Annotated in this window: 13 protein-coding genes and 3 tRNA genes; 6 read left to right on the top strand and 10 right to left on the bottom strand. The window is 64.6% G+C overall.

The genetic code is table 11. The features are described 5' to 3' along the window. Position 1: 1 nt before the first annotated feature. From pyrH to rpsB, 3 genes are all read right to left on the bottom strand, one after another. Positions 2-724, bottom strand: coding sequence for a UMP kinase (gene pyrH, locus AACL56_RS14175; RefSeq protein ID WP_339090446.1), 723 nt, complete (start codon positions 722-724; stop codon positions 2-4). Between the two features lie 96 nt (positions 725-820). After that, positions 821-1,744 (bottom strand): translation elongation factor Ts, encoded by a 924-nt coding sequence (tsf, locus tag AACL56_RS14170; RefSeq protein WP_339090445.1) that lies wholly within the window; start codon positions 1,742-1,744, stop codon positions 821-823. 81 nt (positions 1,745-1,825) lie between these two features. Further along, positions 1,826-2,578, bottom strand: a complete 753-nt coding sequence (gene rpsB, locus AACL56_RS14165) for a 30S ribosomal protein S2 (protein WP_339090444.1) — start codon at positions 2,576-2,578, stop codon at positions 1,826-1,828. Positions 2,579-2,785: 207 nt separating this feature from the next. On the opposite strand from rpsB, the gene AACL56_RS14160 reads away from it, so the two are divergent. Both AACL56_RS14160 and AACL56_RS14155 read left to right on the top strand, forming a co-directional pair. Then, positions 2,786-4,111: an amidase gene (locus tag AACL56_RS14160; RefSeq protein ID WP_339090443.1), complete on the top strand. Its 1,326-nt coding sequence runs from the start codon at positions 2,786-2,788 to the stop codon at positions 4,109-4,111. A 54-nt stretch (positions 4,112-4,165) separates the two neighbouring features. Continuing rightward, positions 4,166-5,419, top strand: coding sequence for a D-amino acid dehydrogenase (locus AACL56_RS14155; RefSeq protein WP_339090442.1), 1,254 nt, complete (start codon positions 4,166-4,168; stop codon positions 5,417-5,419). On the opposite strand, the gene AACL56_RS14150 is transcribed toward AACL56_RS14155, so the two are convergent. Further along, a complete protein-coding gene (locus tag AACL56_RS14150) occupies positions 5,409-5,831 on the bottom strand; it encodes a hypothetical protein (RefSeq protein WP_339090441.1) in 423 nt (140 codons plus the stop codon). The two genes, AACL56_RS14155 and AACL56_RS14150, sit on opposite strands and share 11 nt — an antisense overlap. Before the next feature lie 46 nt (positions 5,832-5,877). Between AACL56_RS14150 and AACL56_RS14145 the strand changes: the two genes are divergently transcribed. After that, positions 5,878-7,347: an NAD(P)H-hydrate dehydratase gene (locus AACL56_RS14145; protein WP_339090440.1), complete on the top strand. Its 1,470-nt coding sequence runs from the start codon at positions 5,878-5,880 to the stop codon at positions 7,345-7,347. Between the two features lie 8 nt (positions 7,348-7,355). Here the strand turns inward: AACL56_RS14145 and AACL56_RS14140 are convergent, their stop codons facing one another. Beyond that, positions 7,356-8,120 (bottom strand): SDR family oxidoreductase, encoded by a 765-nt coding sequence (locus tag AACL56_RS14140; RefSeq protein WP_339090439.1) that lies wholly within the window; start codon positions 8,118-8,120, stop codon positions 7,356-7,358. A gap of 59 nt (positions 8,121-8,179) precedes the next feature. Beyond that, positions 8,180-10,495 carry a ribonuclease R gene (rnr, locus tag AACL56_RS14135; RefSeq protein WP_339090438.1) on the bottom strand — a complete coding sequence of 772 codons (2,316 nt, stop codon included), beginning with the start codon at positions 10,493-10,495 and terminating at the stop codon, positions 8,180-8,182. Positions 10,496-10,522: 27 nt separating this feature from the next. On the opposite strand from rnr, the gene AACL56_RS14130 reads away from it, so the two are divergent. Continuing rightward, a tRNA-Leu gene (locus tag AACL56_RS14130) sits at positions 10,523-10,607 on the top strand. A gap of 230 nt (positions 10,608-10,837) precedes the next feature. Beyond that, positions 10,838-10,922 (top strand) — tRNA-Leu (locus AACL56_RS14125). 81 nt (positions 10,923-11,003) lie between these two features. On the opposite strand, the gene rimO is transcribed toward AACL56_RS14125, so the two are convergent. Further along, entirely contained in the window at positions 11,004-12,410 is a 1,407-nt protein-coding gene (rimO, locus tag AACL56_RS14120; protein WP_339090437.1) for a 30S ribosomal protein S12 methylthiotransferase RimO, read from the bottom strand. Positions 12,411-12,509: 99 nt separating this feature from the next. Next, positions 12,510-13,070, bottom strand: coding sequence for a polyhydroxyalkanoate synthesis repressor PhaR (gene phaR / locus AACL56_RS14115; RefSeq protein ID WP_339090436.1), 561 nt, complete (start codon positions 13,068-13,070; stop codon positions 12,510-12,512). 239 nt (positions 13,071-13,309) lie between these two features. Between phaR and AACL56_RS14110 the strand changes: the two genes are divergently transcribed. Beyond that, on the top strand, positions 13,310-13,501 hold the full coding sequence (locus tag AACL56_RS14110) for a hypothetical protein (protein WP_339090435.1): 192 nt from the start codon (positions 13,310-13,312) through the stop codon (positions 13,499-13,501). A gap of 180 nt (positions 13,502-13,681) precedes the next feature. Here the strand turns inward: AACL56_RS14110 and AACL56_RS14105 are convergent. Together AACL56_RS14105 and AACL56_RS14100 are read right to left on the bottom strand one after the other, a co-directional pair. Next, positions 13,682-13,758 (bottom strand) — tRNA-Val (locus AACL56_RS14105). Between the two features lie 48 nt (positions 13,759-13,806). After that, positions 13,807-15,996: a RelA/SpoT family protein gene (locus AACL56_RS14100; RefSeq protein WP_425337060.1), complete on the bottom strand. Its 2,190-nt coding sequence runs from the start codon at positions 15,994-15,996 to the stop codon at positions 13,807-13,809. Positions 15,997-16,003 lie beyond the last annotated feature (7 nt).

The following is a 16,003-nucleotide window of genomic DNA, read 5'->3' as shown; positions in this document are numbered from 1 at the left end:
CCTAGGCATGCACCAGCGTGCCCTCGTCCTCGCCCATGACGACACGCTTGAGCGCGCCGTTCTTGAAGATCGAGAACACCTTGATCGGCAGCTTCTGGTCGCGGCACAGCGCGAAGGCGGTGGCGTCCATGATGCCGAGATTCTGCGCGATCGCCTCGTCGAAGGTCAGCGTGGCATAGCGAGTTGCATTGGGGTTGGTCTTGGGATCGGCGGTGTAGACGCCATCGACCTTGGTCGCCTTGAGCACCAGTTCGGCGCCGATCTCGGCGCCGCGCAGCGCCGCGGCGGTGTCTGTCGTGAAGAACGGGTTGCCGGTGCCGGCCGCGAACACCACGACCTTTCCCTCTTCGAGGTACTGCAGGGCCTTGGGACGAACGTAGGGTTCGACCACCTGCTCGATGGCAATGGCGGACATCACTCGGGCCACGAGGCCCTGCTTGTCCATGGCGTCGGCCAGGGCGAGCGAATTCATGACCGTGGCGAGCATGCCCATGTAGTCAGCCGTGGCGCGGTCCATGCCGACCGAGCCGCCAGCAACGCCGCGGAAGATATTGCCGCCGCCGATCACGACCGCCACCTCGACGCCCATGTTCACGACCTCGGCCACTTCCTGCACCATGCGCACGATGGTGGCGCGATTGATGCCGAACGCGTCGTCGCCCATCAGTGCCTCTCCCGACAGCTTCAACAAGATTCGCTTGTGGGCTGGACGGGCATCAGACATGGGCAATTTCCTTTGGTTGGCGGGGGCGAGTGTAAAACGTGGCGGTGAAAAAGCGGCGGCACACGCGAGCGCACCGCCGCTTGAGTGGCTGCAGGATCAGGCTGCAGCCTTGGCGGCGGCGACCTGCGCGGCCACTTCGGCAGCGAAGTCGTCGACCTTCTTTTCGATGCCTTCACCGACCACGTACAGGGTGAAACCCTTGATCGAGGTGTTGGCAGCCTTGAGCATGGCTTCGACGGTCTGCTTGTCGTTCTTCACGAACGGCTGGTTGTGCAGCGAGACTTCCTTGAGGAACTTCTGCACGCCGCCTTCGATGCGCTTGGCGACGATGTCGTCCGGCTGGGGCTTCTTGCCTTCGGCTTCGGCAGTCTTGCGGTCTTCGTCTGCCTTGCCCTTGGCAACGGCGCGCTCCTTCTCGATGAGGTCGGCAGGCACGTCCGATGCCTGGATGGCGACCGGCTTCATGGCCGCGATGTGCATGGCGACATCCTTGGCCGACGTGTCGTCGCCCTCGAACTCGACCATCACGCCGATGCGCGTGCCATGCAAGTACGAAGCCAGCTTGCCGTTGCCCGCGAAGTGCTTGAAGCGGCGGAAGCTCATGTTCTCGCCGATCTTGCCGATCAGACCCTTGCGCACGTCCTCGAGCGTGGGGCCGAAGCCGTCCTGCTCGTACGCCAGCGCGCCGAGCGCAGCGATGTCCGCGGGGTTGTGCTTGGCAACCAGCATGGCGGCAGCATTGGCCATGGCCAGGAAGCTGTCGTTCTTGGTGACGAAGTCGGTTTCGCAGTTGATTTCGATCATGCCGCCGGCCGCGCCGTCGACGAAAGCCGTGACCACGCCTTCGGCAGTGATGCGGCCCGATGCCTTGCCAGCCTTGTTGCCGAGCTTGATGCGCAGCAGCTCTTCGGCCTTTTCCATGTTGCCGTCAGCCTCCGTCAGGGCCTTCTTGCATTCCATCATGGGCGCGTCGGTCTTCGCGCGCAGTTCGCCGACCATGCTTGCGGTGATTGCAGCCATTTGTATATCTCCGTAAATCCAAAAATCAGGTTAAAAAAAAGGGGCACCAAAGCCCCTTCTTCAGGCTCGCGAGCGCGCCAATCAGGCCGAAGCGCCTTCTTCGACTTCGACGAATTCGTCGTTGCCTTCGGCGATGGCCTTGACCACGTCACCGGTGGCGCTGTTGCGGCCTTCGATGATGGCGTCGGCGATGCCGCGGGCGTACAGAGTCACAGCCTTCGACGAGTCGTCGTTGCCGGGGATCACGTAGTCGATGCCCTCGGGCGAGTGATTGGAGTCCACCACGCCGATCAGCGGAATGCCGAGCTTCTTGGCTTCGGCCACGGCAATCTTGTGGAAGCCCACGTCGATCACGAAGATGGCATCGGGCAGCGCGGTCATGTCCTGGATGCCACCGATGTCCTTCTCGAGCTTCTCGATCTCACGCGTGAACGTGAGCTGCTCTTTCTTGCTCAGGCTGTCGAGGCCGGCTTCCTGCTGGGCCTTCATGTCCTTGAGGCGCTTGATCGAAGTCTTGACGGTCTTGAAGTTGGTCAGCATGCCGCCGAGCCAGCGAGTGTCGACGAAAGGCACGCCGGCACGGCGGGCTTCGGTCGCCACGATTTCGCGAGCCTGGCGCTTGGTGCCGACCATCAGAATGGTGCCGCGGTTGGCAGTGAGCTGCTTGGCGTACTTCATCGCGTCCTGGAACATCGGAAGCGACTTTTCCAGGTTGATGATGTGAATCTTGTTGCGGTGACCGAAGATGAACGGAGCCATCTTGGGGTTCCAGAAGCGGGTTTGGTGGCCGAAGTGGACACCGGCTTCCAGCATTTCGCGCATGGTGGTGGACATTGAAATTACTCCAAAGGTTGGGTCTAAAATCCAGCCCGTTTTGTGCTCTCTTGAACTGAGTCACAACACCTTGATTGGGCCGGTTTGCGGATGTGTTTGGCTGGATGCAACGGAAGCCGTCGCTCGGCCAGCGAAACCCAAAGAGTATAGCACGGCCGCACCCCTCTTCCTGAACCCCGAACCGCTCCCGCGGCACCTGCAGCCCTCATGAACGACCTTCACGCCACCCGTCTCACCCTTCTGGCAGGTGGCTCCGATGCAAGCACCGAAATGGAGCACTCCATCGGCATCGCCCAGTCGCCCGCCTGCGCCCAGGTCTTCATTCGCACCATGTTCGACGAGGCTCGCCAGGCTGCTGCACGCTCGCATGCAGACAGCCGTCTGTCCGGCCTCGCATTCACGGCTAAGGACTTGTTCGACATCGAAGGCCAGCCGACGCCCGCCGGTTCGGCGGTCTTGGCCCACGCGCCTGCCGCCAAGGCGGATGCCACGGCCGTCGCCCGGCTTCGAGCTGCAGGCGGCGTGCTGACCGGTCGCACCAACATGACCGAATTTGCCTTCTCCGGCGTGGGCGTCAATCCGCACCACGGCACGCCGGCGAACGCGAGCGATACCGCCACGCCGCGCATCCCTGGCGGCTCGTCGTCCGGCGCGGCCATTTCGGTCGCCACGGGCGCCGCGTTCATCGGCCTGGGCTCAGACACCGGCGGTTCGATCCGCATTCCCGCTGCCCTGAACGGCATCGTCGGCTTCAAGAGCACCGCGCGGCTCGTGCCCGCTGATGGCGCCCTGCCGCTGTCGACCACGCTGGACACCGTCTGCGCCATGACCCGCTCGGTACGAGACGCCATCACCGCGCACGAGATCCTTGCCGCACGCCGCGTCACAGCTGGCAACGCGCCGCTGGCCGCCTACCGGCTCGCGGTGGTCGGCAACGTGTTCCTCGACGGGATCGAGCCCGCGGTTTCCACGGCCTTCGAGCGGACGCTGAAGACCTTGCGGGCTGCCGGAGCCGTCATCGAGGAGATCGAGCTTCCCCAACTGGCCGAACTCGCAACCATCAACGCCACCGGCGGCTTCTCGGCAGCCGAGTCCCACGCCTGGCACCGGCTGCTGCTCGAACGCAGCGGCGCCGGCTACGACCCGCGTGTGGCCCAGCGCATCATTCGCGGCGCCACGATGAAGTCGCATGAATACATCGACCTGATCAACGCCCGCCGCGACTGGATCGTCCGGGTCGAGGAAGCGATCTCGCGTTTCGATGCCCTGCTCTCGCCGACCGTGCCGATCACCGCCCCGTCGATCGCCAGCGTTGCGCCGGGCGCCGAGCGCGACGACGAGTTCTTCCGTGTCAACGGACTCCTGCTTCGCAACCCGTCGATCGTCAACATGCTCGACGGCTGCGCCATCTCCCTTCCCTGCCACGCCGACGGCGAGCTGCCGGTCGGCCTTATGCTGTGGCATGCGGCCATGCACGACGACGCCGTGCTGGCGGTGGCGCTCCAGACCGAGCGCTCGCTGCAAAAACAATAGCATTCATCGTCCATCTCACGGGCGCATGCCGCTTCTTCCATCTAGATACTTTCAATGAAAATTGCGATCGTGGGCGCCGGCATCATCGGCGTCACCACCGCCTGGGAACTCGTTTCCGACGGCCATGAAGTGACCGTGTTCGAGCGCCGAGGCGCTGCCGCAGAAGAAGCCAGCTTCGCCAACGCGGGCGTGGTCGCTCCCGGATACGTGACGCCCTGGGCCGCGCCCGGCATGCGCGGCAAGGTGCTGCGCTCGCTGCTGTCGTCGCATGGCGCGATCAAGCTGCGCTGGCCGCTGAACGCGCGCGACATCGGCTGGATGTCGCGCTGGCAGAAGGCCTGCAAGCTCGAGACCTACCTCGCCAACCGCGCCCGCATGCAGCGGCTGGCTTTCTACAGCCGCACCCGGCTGCACGAGGTTTCCGAGGCGCGCGAACTCAGCTATGAGCGCAGCGACGGCTACCTGGTGCTGCTTCGCTCCAAGCGCGAGAAAAAGCTGGTTCAGCCCGGACTCGAGGTGCTGCGCCAGGCCGGGAGCGTCTTCCGCGAAGTCGACGCCGACGAGGCCCGCCTGCTCGAGCCGGCGCTCAACCCCGACACGCCGCTGGCGGGCGCCATCCACCTGCCCGAAGACGAGGTGGCCAACTGCCGCCAGTTCGCGCTGCTGCTCAAGTGGGAAGCCGAAGCGTTCGGCGCCCAGTTTCATTTCAACTGCGACATCGCGCCCCTTAGCCGCGCGGCCCCGACGTCGCTGACGCTGGCCAGTGGCTCGGAGGCGGTGCGCTACGACGCCGTCGTGGTCTGCGCCGGCCTGGCTTCTGCCTCACTGCTGCGGCCGCTGGGCCTTCGCATCCCGATGGCGCCCGTCTACGGGCATTCGGTCAGCGCGCCGATCCGCGAACCACTCAATGCGCCGCGCAGTGCGGTGATGGACGAGCGCTACAAGGTCGCCATCTCTCGCCTGGGGCAGCGCGTGCGCGTGGCCGGCAGCGCCGAGATCGGCGGGTCGCCCGACACGATGAGCCCTGCCGCGATCCAGACGCTCTACAAGGTGCTGCACGACTGGTTTCCGGGAGCTGCAACGTTGCAGTCCGGCATCCAGCAGTGGAAAGGCGCACGGCCGATGCTGCCGGACGGCCCTCCGGTGCTGGGCCCCAGCGGCATCCCCGGTGTCTGGCTCAACCTCGGCCACGGCTCGAGCGGATGGGCGCTGTCATGCGGCAGCGCGCGCGTGCTGGGCGATCTGATCGCCGGGCAGGACCCCGGCATCGACCTCGAAGGCCTCGGCGTCGAGCGCCTCAGTCTCTAGGAGCCCAACGGCGCAGCTGGTCGGGGCTCGCGGGGCGCTCCACCGGCAGCTCTGACTCGGGCAGCGGCGCCCAGCGGCCGGCAATCAAGGCCAGCAAGGCCGGCGCGATCAGCGCGAAGAACAGCAGGCATAGCAGGTCTGCGCCCAGCAACAGCCAGCTTGCCAGACCGGGGGCCACCGGCACGTCGAGCCAACGCACCACGCCGAAGCCGTAGCCCACGCCCAGTGCCCACGCAATGTCGCGCAGCGGCACGCGCCGGAGCGCCACGGACAGCAGGAACAGTCCCCACACCACGGCCAGCAAGCCGATGGCCCAGGCCGCGCCGGCAACCAGCGCGAGGGCGGTGCCGACGAAGCCGGCGAGCCACGCGAAAAACAGCACCAGCAACCAGCCGAGGGTCTTGAACGTCATCGGCCGATGATAGATACGCGCGCAGACACGACGGCACAATGGATCGATGCACCGCATCACGTCCGCCACCGCCGCAGATCTGTTCGACATCGCAGCCACCCGCCGCATCGAGCAGGCCGCTGCAGCCGCCCTGCCCCCTCACACGCTCATGCAGCGCGCCGGCCTCGGGGTGGCGCGGCTGGCCATGGCGATCGCGCCCCACGCGCGGACCATCTGGGTCGCCTGCGGGCCCGGCAACAACGGTGGCGACGGCTTCGAGGCGGCCGCCCGGTTGCGACATCGCGGCTTCCATCCGGTCGTCACGTTCGCAGGCGACGAAGCCCGCCTGCCGCCGGATGCCCAGGCCTCGCTGCAGAGGGCGCGCGATGCGGGGGTCACCTTTGCCTCGGCGCCGCCCTCCAGCTACGAACTGGCCATCGACGCACTGCTGGGCATCGGGTCGTCCCGGCCGCCGGGAGGCACGATGGCCGAGTGGCTCGCGCAGATGAATGGAACCGCCCTGCCGGTGCTCAGCGTCGACGTGCCTTCCGGACTGAACGCGGACACCGGCGCCCTCTTTCACGACGCGCATCACACACCGGCAGCGAGCCGCGCATGCATCACCTTTCTCAGCCTGAAGCCCGGCCTGTTCACGGCGCAAGGCCGGGATGCGGCGGGCACGGTGTGGTTCGACGACCTCGGCTGTGACGCGTTCGCCAACGCGCAGCAACCGACGGCACGAATCGCCGGCGCGCCCACGCAGCGGCCCCGAACGCACGCGTCGCACAAGGGCAGCTACGGCGACGTCGCGGTGATCGGCGGGGCATCCGGCATGGCCGGTGCCGCGCTGCTTGCCGGCTCGGCCGCGCTGCATGCAGGAGCGGGGCGCGTATTCGTCGGCCTGCTGGACCCGGGCGTGGCGCCGGTCGACGTCTCGCAACCCGAACTGATGCTGCGGGACGCCCGTTCACTGGACCTCTCGGGCATGACCGCCGTGTGCGGTTGCGGCGGCGGCGATGCGGTGCGTGACCTGCTGCCGCGCGTGCTTTCGACCGCAGCGGCACTGGTGCTCGACGCCGATGCGCTCAACGCCATCGCCGCGGATGCGGCGCTCCAAGTCCAATTGGCGGCACGAGGGAAGAGCGGTGCGCCGACGGTACTGACGCCGCACCCGCTGGAAGCTGCACGCCTGCTGGGCCGGACGGCCGGTGAAGTGCAGGCCGACCGGCTGTCGGCAGCCCGCCAACTCGCATCGCGCTTCGTCGCCGCAGTGGTGCTCAAGGGATCAGGCACGGTGATCGCCAGCGCTGAAGCCGATCGGCCTCCGGTCGTCAACCTGACCGGCAACGCCCGCCTCGCCACCGCGGGCACCGGCGACGTGCTGGCCGGCATGGTCGGCGCGGCACTGGCCATGCGTCGACCGGCATTCGATGCCGCATGCGAAGCGGTCTGGCTCCATGGCCACATCGCCGACACCTGGCCGGCCGATGCGGCCCCGCTCACGGCCGGCACGCTGGCCCGCCGCGCACCGGTCTGACCGAGCGGCTAGCCGCGGCCGACGAAGGGCATCTTCGTGGCCATGATGGTGTGGAACAGCACGTTGGCTTCCAGCGGCAGGTTGGCCATGTAGAGCACCGACTGGCCCACGATCTTCACATCGATGAGCGGCTCGATCGCCAGTTCGCCATTGGCCTGCGGCACGCCCTTGGCCATGCGCGCAGCCAGTTCGGTCATGGCGTTGCCCACGTCCACCTGCCCCACCGCGATGTCGTACTTGCGCCCGTCGAGCGACGCCGTCTTGGTCAGCCCTTCGACCGCGTGCTTGGTGGACGTGTAGGCGGCCGAATTGGGACGCGGCGCCGTGGCCGAGATCGAACCGTTGTTGATGATGCGCCCGCCCATCGGCGTCTGCGCCTTCATTGTCCGGAATGCCTGCTGGATGCAGAAGAACATGCCGGTCAGGTTGATGTCGACCACGCCCTGCCACTGCTCGGGCGTCCAGTCCTCGAACGGTCCGGGCGGGTTGCCCACGCCGGCGTTGTTGAACAGCAGGTCGACGCGGCCGAAGCGCTCGACGGCGGCAGCGAACAGGGCTTGCACCGAGTCGGCCTTCGACACGTCGGTCGGCACGGACAAGGCACGGTCGCCAGCGCCCGATTCTTCAGCGACCTGCGCCAGCGGTTCCAGTCGGCGGCCGGCGAGAACCACGCTCCAGCCGTCGCCCAGCAGCGCCAGCGCCGCGGCGCGGCCGATGCCGGAGCCTGCTCCGGTGACGATGGCGATACGGCCCTTGTTGTCTTCAGCACTCATGCTCTGTGTCTCTTTCTTTCTCTGTTGTCATGTTGTCGATGGCGCTTGCAGCTGCAGGCTCAGCGGCGCGGCTTGCGCCCCTTCATCTTGTTGGCCGCCTTCTTGACCGCCGACTTGAAGGCCTGCATCGCCGACTGCGGCCCTGCCGAGGTCGATGTGCCACGTTCGTGCGGTTGCTCGGCAACGGCATCGGACTTATGGCGCGAACTGCGTTTGGTCGATGCCTTGACCGGCACGCCCGAGGATGCTGCGCCCTTGTCCTTCATGGCGCGCGCAGTCAGCTCCTCGCCTTCGCGCACGAGGCGGAAGTCGATCTTGCGGCCATCGAGGTCGACGCGGCTCACCTGCACCCGCACGCGGGTGCCGATGGCGTAGCGGATGCCGGTGCGCTCGCCGCGCAACTCCTGACGCATCTCGTCGAACTTGAAGTACTCGCCGCCGAGTTCGGTGATGTGCACCAGCCCTTCGACGTACATCGCATCGAGCGTGACGAAGATGCCGAAGGTGGTGGCCGCGGTGACCACGCCGCCATATTCCTCGCCGAGATGCTCGCGCATGTACTTGCACTTGAGCCAGGCTTCGACGTCGCGGCTGGCCTCGTCGGCACGGCGCTCGTTGGCGCTGCAATGCAGGCCCGCGGCCTCCCAGGCGAGCACTTCCTTGCTCGGCGCCACCGTGGCCTTCTGCGGCTTGTTGGTCGGCGCCTTCACGCGCGACGCGAGCCGCTTGGCCAGCTTGGCATGCGCCTCGCCCGGGGTCGGCAACATGGGCAGCTGGTAGCGCGTCTTCGACAGGATCGCCTTGATCACGCGGTGCACCAGCAGATCGGGGTAGCGCCGGATCGGGCTTGTGAAATGCGTGTAGGCCTCGTAGGCCAGCCCGAAGTGGCCGCTGTTGATCGGCGTGTAGATCGCCTGCTGCATCGAGCGAAGCAGCATGGTGTGGATCTGCTGCGCGTCGGGGCGCTCCTTGGTGGCCTCGGCGATCGCCTGGAACTCGCCCGGCCGGGGATCGTCCGTGATGCTGAGGCCCACGCCCATGGCCTTCAGGTAACCGCGCAGGATTTCCTTCTTCTCGGGCGTCGGGCCCTCGTGCACGCGGTACAGACCGGGATGCTTGCCTTCGGCGATGAAGTCGGCGCTGCACACGTTGGCCGCGAGCATCGCTTCCTCGATGAGACGGTGCGCTTCGTTGCGCGTGCGCGGCACGATCTTTTCGATGCGTCCCGCGTCGTCGCAGATGATCTGCGTCTCGGTGGTCTCGAAGTCGACCGCGCCACGCTTGCCGCGCTGCTTCAGCAGCGCCTTGTAGACGTCCGCAAGGTTCAGCAGGTCCTTCACGCGATCCTTGCGCTTGGCTGCTTCGGGACCACGCGTGTTGCCGAGGATCGCGGCCACCTCGGTGTACGTGAAGCGTGCATGGCTGAACATCACCGCCGGATAGAACTGGTACGCGTAGATCTCGCCATCGGCCGCGACCAGCATGTCGCACACCATGCACAGGCGCTCGACCTCCGGGTTCAGCGAGCACAGGCCATTCGACAGTTTCTCGGGCAGCATCGGAATGACGCGCCGCGGGAAATACACGCTGGTGGCGCGGTCGTAGGCGTCGATGTCGATCGGCGAGCCCGTGCGCACATAGGCGCTGACGTCGGCAATGGCGACCAGCAGCCGCCAGCCCTTGCCACGGCCTACCTTAGCGGGTTCGCAGTAGACAGCGTCGTCGAAGTCGCGTGCATCCTCGCCGTCGATAGTGACGAGCGGAACATCGGTCAGGTCGACGCGACCCTTCTTGTCGGCGGGCCGCACTTTCTCGGGCAAGGCCTTGGCCTCGGCGAGGCATTCCGCGGAGAACTGGTGCGGCACGCCGTACTTGCGCACGGCGATCTCGATCTCCATGCCGGGGTCGTCGATCTCCCCCAGCACTTCTTTCACACGGCCCACGGGCTGGCCGAACAACGCCGGCGGCTCGGTGAGTTGCACGACGACAACCTGCCCGACTTTTGCAGGGCCAGTCGCTCCCTTGGGAATCAGGACGTCCTGGCCGTAACGCTTGTCCTCGGGTGCAACGAGCCAGATGCCGCCTTCATGCAGCAGGCGACCGATGATCGGTTGCTCGGGACGCTCGACGATTTCCACGACGCGCCCTTCAGGGCGACCGCGGCGGTCCTGCCGCACGACACGCGCCTTGACACGGTCCTTGTGGAGCACGGCGCGCATCTCGTTCGGTGGCAGGTAGATGTCTGCTTCGCCATCGTCGCGCTGCACGAAACCGTGTCCGTCGCGATGTCCTTGAACAGTTCCTTCGAATTCGTCCAACAAGCTGCTGGAACTGACATTATTTTTGATATGATCTCCTTCTTTCCTGAAATTCAAAACATAGCTGCTTCGGCAGCTCTGTGGGCCCAGATGGCGGAATTGGTAGACGCACTAGTTTCAGGTACTAGCGAGTAACATCGTGGAGGTTCGAGTCCTCTTCTGGGCACCAAGTTTAAATAGACCTTTACCAGGTCATCCGATTCAAGCCACCGGTCTCCGGTGGCTTTTTTCATGGTCGCTTGAATCCACGTCGAACGGGCGATGCAAGCAACGGGGCCAACTTGAAAAACAAAAGCGCGTGCGCATGCGATTCGGCCAGCCAGAAAGTTGCTGAGAATTGTGTATACTCGCAGTCTTTGCTGAAAAGCAAAGACACATAGATGCTTCGACAGATATGAAGCCCAGATGGCGGAATTGGTAGACGCACTAGTTTCAGGTACTAGCGAGTAACATCGTGGAGGTTCGAGTCCTCTTCTGGGCACCAGATACAAACTGACCCCCGCCAGGTCAGTCGAAACAAGCCACCGGTCTCCGGTGGCTTTTTTCTTGTCTGTACGAATCCGCATCAAACAGGCAGCGCAATCAGGTCGTGACCTTCCGCGCCCACGATTCGCGCGCGCGTGAACTCACCGACCTTGAGCGTCTTGCTGATCTTCTCGGGCGGCAGCAGACGAACCGTGCCGTCGATCTCCGGCGCATCGGCATACGTACGCCCCACTCCGCCCTTTCGGCCCATGGCGGGCGCCGAATCAACCAGCACCTGCATCGTCGAACCGATGCGCTTTTGCAGCTTGGCAATCGACACGGCTTCTGCCACCTCCATGAAGCGCGCCCTGCGCGCCTCACGCTCAGGCTCCGGCAGCATGCCAGGAATGTCGTTGGCAGTTGCACCTTCGACGGGACTGTAGGCAAAGCAACCGGCGCGATCGATTTCGGCCTCACGGATGAAATCGAGCAGATGCTCGAATTCCTGCTCCGTCTCACCAGGAAAGCCGGCAATGAAGGTGCTACGAATCACAAGCTCGGGGCACACCTCGCGCCAACGTGCCAGACGCTCGAGGTTCTTCTCGCCACTTGCCGGGCGCTTCATACGCTTTAGCACGTCGGGATGACTGTGTTGCAACGGCACGTCGAGGTAAGGCAGCACCAAACCGCTCGCCATGAGCGGAATGACTTCGTCGACGCTTGGATAGGGATACACATAGTGCAGGCGGACCCATGCTCCGTAGGGCTCGGCGATCTCACCCAGCGTCCGAACCAGTTCGAGCATGCGGGTCTTGACGGGCTTGCCATCCCAGAACCCGGTTCGGTACTTCACGTCGACACCGTAGGCCGAGGTGTCCTGACTGATCACGAGCAGCTCTTTCACCCCACCTTCGAACAGTGCCTTCGCCTCGCTCAGCACGTCGCCGACGGGCCGCGACACGAGGTCGCCGCGCATCGACGGAATGATGCAGAACGTACAACGGTGGTTGCAGCCTTCACTGATCTTCAGGTACGCATAGTGGCGCGGCGTCAGCTTGAGGCCGGCAACGCCAAAGGTGTTCGGCACCAGGTCGACAAACGGATCGTGCGGCTTGGGCAGATTGGCATGCACAGCATCCATGACCTCCTGCGTGGCATGCGGACCGGTCACGGCCAGCACACTCGGATGCATTTGACGCACCAGGTTGCCGCCCTGGTCGCCCGTCTTGGCACCCAGGCAGCCGGTGACGATCACACGACCGTTCTCTGCCAGCGCTTCGCCGATGGTGTCCAGGCTTTCCCTCACGGCATCGTCGATGAAGCCACAGGTGTTGACGATCACCAGGTCGGCGCCTTCGAAGGTCTTGGCAGTTTGATAACCCTCTGCGCTTAGCTGGGTCAGGATCAACTCGGAATCTGTCAGGGCCTTGGGGCAGCCCAGGCTCACGAATCCGACCTTCGGGGCGGTCGGCGTGGCCGTACGTTCGGGGGAGGCAACTTCGCTCATATGCCTCTATTGTCCCAGCTATCAGTGACGGCCGGGCAATGATTGGAAAACCTTCGGCTACGGATGAGGTTCAGGCCTTTTCGTCCAGCGCGGTGCAGCTCAGGGACGCTTGATGCCAAAGGCCCCCAGCACCTGCTCGGTGTTCTTCTGCATCTGCTCCTGCATCTGAAGGAAAACGTTTTTCGATTGTTCGACGTAGTTGCCCATCAGCCCCTGCAGCATGGGCGACTGCATGCTCATGAAGCGAGACCACATCTCCGGTGTCAGGCCTTCGGCCTTTTCAGCCAGTTGGGCTTGCACCTCGGTCATGGCCTGGATGTTCTTTTCCAGGTACGGTCCCATGTAGCCCTGCATCGCCTGTCCGTAGAAACGGATGATGTTGGCCAGAACCGGCTCGGTGAACATCGGTGCGCCACCCGCCTCTTCTTCGAGAATGATCTGCAGCAGGATGCTGCGCGTCAGATCGTCACCGGTCTTGGCGTCACGAACTACGAACTGAGCGTTCTGGATGACCAGTTGCTTCACCTCGGAGAGGGTGATGTATGTGGACGTCTCGGTGTCGTAGAGCCTTCGGTTGGGGTACTTCTTGATCACACGCTGCACCGGCTTGACCCCGGACTTCTTGCTCTGCACTGCGGACTCCTTCACATGGACGCCCATGTCATCGGATGATTCTAGGGAGCGGTTTTGCTGCGTCGCGACAAGGTTTACCCTGACCGCAACCCGCTCCGGGTTCAGTCCGATGAGGTCGTGTACTCAGCACCGCACGAATGACATGACGCACTCTCCGGACACTCGCCGGAGGCTGCACGAAAACGCAGCGGACTCTTCTGACCGTAGACCACCCAGCAACGCGGACAGTGCTCCTGGCCCTGGGTCGGAAGATAAGCACGGGCACGTTGCTCGGCGCGCTCCTCCGTCAAAGGCATGCCCTGTCGCTGCGCACGAGCCACCTCGCGCGCCGCCATGGTTTCGGTGCGACCACCTGCATGGTCATTGATGCCGTAGACCGCACGAGCAAACTCGAGGGGAGCCTGCTCCAGCAGCAAGGTCAGACGCTCATCGGCATCAGCCCGATCAACCGGCGTTGACCGCGTATTCATCTGATCGCTTATCAAGAATTTTGGAGGTGGTTGCAGAGCGCCCAAAGTAGCACAACAAGATGGCCTTGTTCTTTACTGCATCACCAAGATGGGACGAATGACGCACCGGGGAACCCGGTGCATGAACTGTTCAGTTGATCCGGTGGTTGGCCGGGACGGAACAGAAATTGGTAGGCGCGATTGGACTCGAACCAACGACCCCCACCATGTCAAGGTGGTGCTCTAACCAGCTGAGCTACGCGCCTAAGGATGTGTCCGAGAAGCAGCTATTGTAGCAGGAGAAATCGCACTTTTTAGCGGCGACGTGCAGATCGCACACCAATAACTGCAGTGACCAGTCCAAGAACCTGCGTGAGCCTCGCAGCGTCGGCGATTTCCACAGTGAACGTCATCCATGCCGTACCCTTGATCGATTGCGTCTGCACACCGATCACGTTCATCTTTTCGCGTGCGAACACATCGGAGATATCGCGCAGCAGTCCTTGACGGTCCGCTGCTTCGACAGACACGTCCACCGCATACACCGGCGCGTCCGTGCCCTTCTTCGCAACACCCCACTCCACGTCGATGACGCGCTCGCCGTCCTTAGCAGCCATCGTGCGGAAGTTGCTGCAATCGCTGCGATGCACGCTGACGCCATGGCCACGCGTGACGAAGCCGCGAATCACATCGGGCGGCGCAGGTTTGCAGCACTTGGCGAGCTGGGTCATCAGCGAAGACACTCCCACCACCAGTACACCGCCCTTGCCCGACTTCTCGCTTCCACGTGCCTTCTTGATGAGCACGCCGTCGTCCGGTCCGGGCGCAGGTTCGGGCGGACGCAGCAGCGTCTCGATGTTGCGCAGCGAGAACTCGTCCTTGCCGACGACTTCGAACAGGTTGTCCGCAGACTTGAAGCCAAGCTGCGATGCCAGATCCTCGAGCCTCACGGCCGTCTTGCCTTCGCGCTGCAGCAGTTTCTCGACCGCTTCGCGTCCACGCGCCACTGTCTCGTGAGTGATCTGCGCGTTGAACCATGCGCGAACCTTCGCGCGCGCACGATGGCTTGCCAGATAGCCGAGTTCCGCGTTGAGCCAGTCGCGCGAGGGCCCGCCTTCCTTGGCGGCGATGATCTCCACCGTCTGTCCATTGGACAGCGGCGTGTTCAGCGGCACCATCGCGCCGTCGACGCGCGCGCCGCGGCAGCGATGTCCCAGCGTGGTGTGCACGGTATAGGCGAAGTCGACCGGCGTCGCGCCCTGCGGCAGTTCGACGATGGCGGCGTCCGGCGTCAGCACATAGATGCGGTCGTCGAACAGGCCCTGCCCCTGCAGACCACCCGACAGATCACGTTCCCACGCGAGCAGCTGGCGCAGCACCGCGATCTTCGCGTCGTACTCGCCGCTGGCCCACACGCCCGCATAACCCTTGTGCCCCGCTTCCTTGTAGGCCCAGTGCGCCGCCACGCCATGCTCGGCGTGGTCGTGCATCTCTTCCGTACGGATCTGGATCTCGATCGGCTTGCCAGGCTTGCCGTCGACCAGTTCACGGACCACCGTATGCAAAGACTGGTACCCGTTGGGCTTCGGCCGTGCGATGTAGTCGTCGAACTCCTCGTCGATGGGCTGGAAGTGCGAGTGCACCCATGCCAGCGCCGCGTAGCAGTCCTTGACGTCGGGGACCACCACGCGCAGCGCGAGGATGTCGAAGACCTGAGCGAAGTCGAGCGACTTGCCGCGCATCTTCTTCACGATGCTGTAGATGTTCTTGGGGCGTCCCTGCACCGTGGCCTTCACGCCCTCGGCCTGGAGCTCATGCTCGAGCTGCGAACGCAGCTGCTCGACATGCCCTTCGCGCTCGATGCGCTTCTCGTCGAGCAGGCGGGCAATAAGCTTGTAGGTCTCGGGCTCGAGGAAGCGGAACGAGAGATCTTCGATCTCCCACTTCACCTGCCAGATGCCCAGCCGGTTGGCCAGCGGCGCGAACACCTGCAGCGATTCGCGCGCGACGCTCTCGGGCGCCGGCTGCTTGCTCGCGGCCGCATGGCGCAAGGTCTGGAGGCGCGATGCCAGGCGCAGCATCACCACGCGCAGGTCGCGCGAGAACGCCAGCAGCATCTTGCGCACGTTCTCGGTCTGCGCTCCCGCTCCCTCGGCGTGGTGCCCCTGCGATGCCGAGCGTGCCTGCTCCTGCACGCGAACCAGCTTGGTCGTCTCGACCGCGAGCGCAGCGAAGTTGTCGCCGAACACCTTGGCGATCACTTCCTGCGGGCGGTTCAGGTGCTGGCAGGCATACACGAGGTAGCTCGCGGCCTGCATGGCTTCGGAGCCGCCCATCTTCGCGACGATCGCGGCCACTGCGTCCGCGTGCGCGAGCGTGTTCTCGCCCGTGTCGAGCGTTTCGTCCGCGATCAGCGGCTCGGCGAACGCGCGAGCGCGTCCGAGCATGTTCTCCATCACCGGCGTGCGATCGGCCGTGGCCGCTGACAACGGATAGTCGACCATCACGCCG

It is taken from the genome of Variovorax paradoxus (assembly GCF_902712855.1).
GTDB lineage: Bacteria > Pseudomonadota > Gammaproteobacteria > Burkholderiales > Burkholderiaceae_C > Variovorax > Variovorax paradoxus_Q.
The sequence above is the reverse complement of the archived record's forward strand: the minus strand, read 5'-3'. Positions and strand labels throughout refer to the sequence as shown.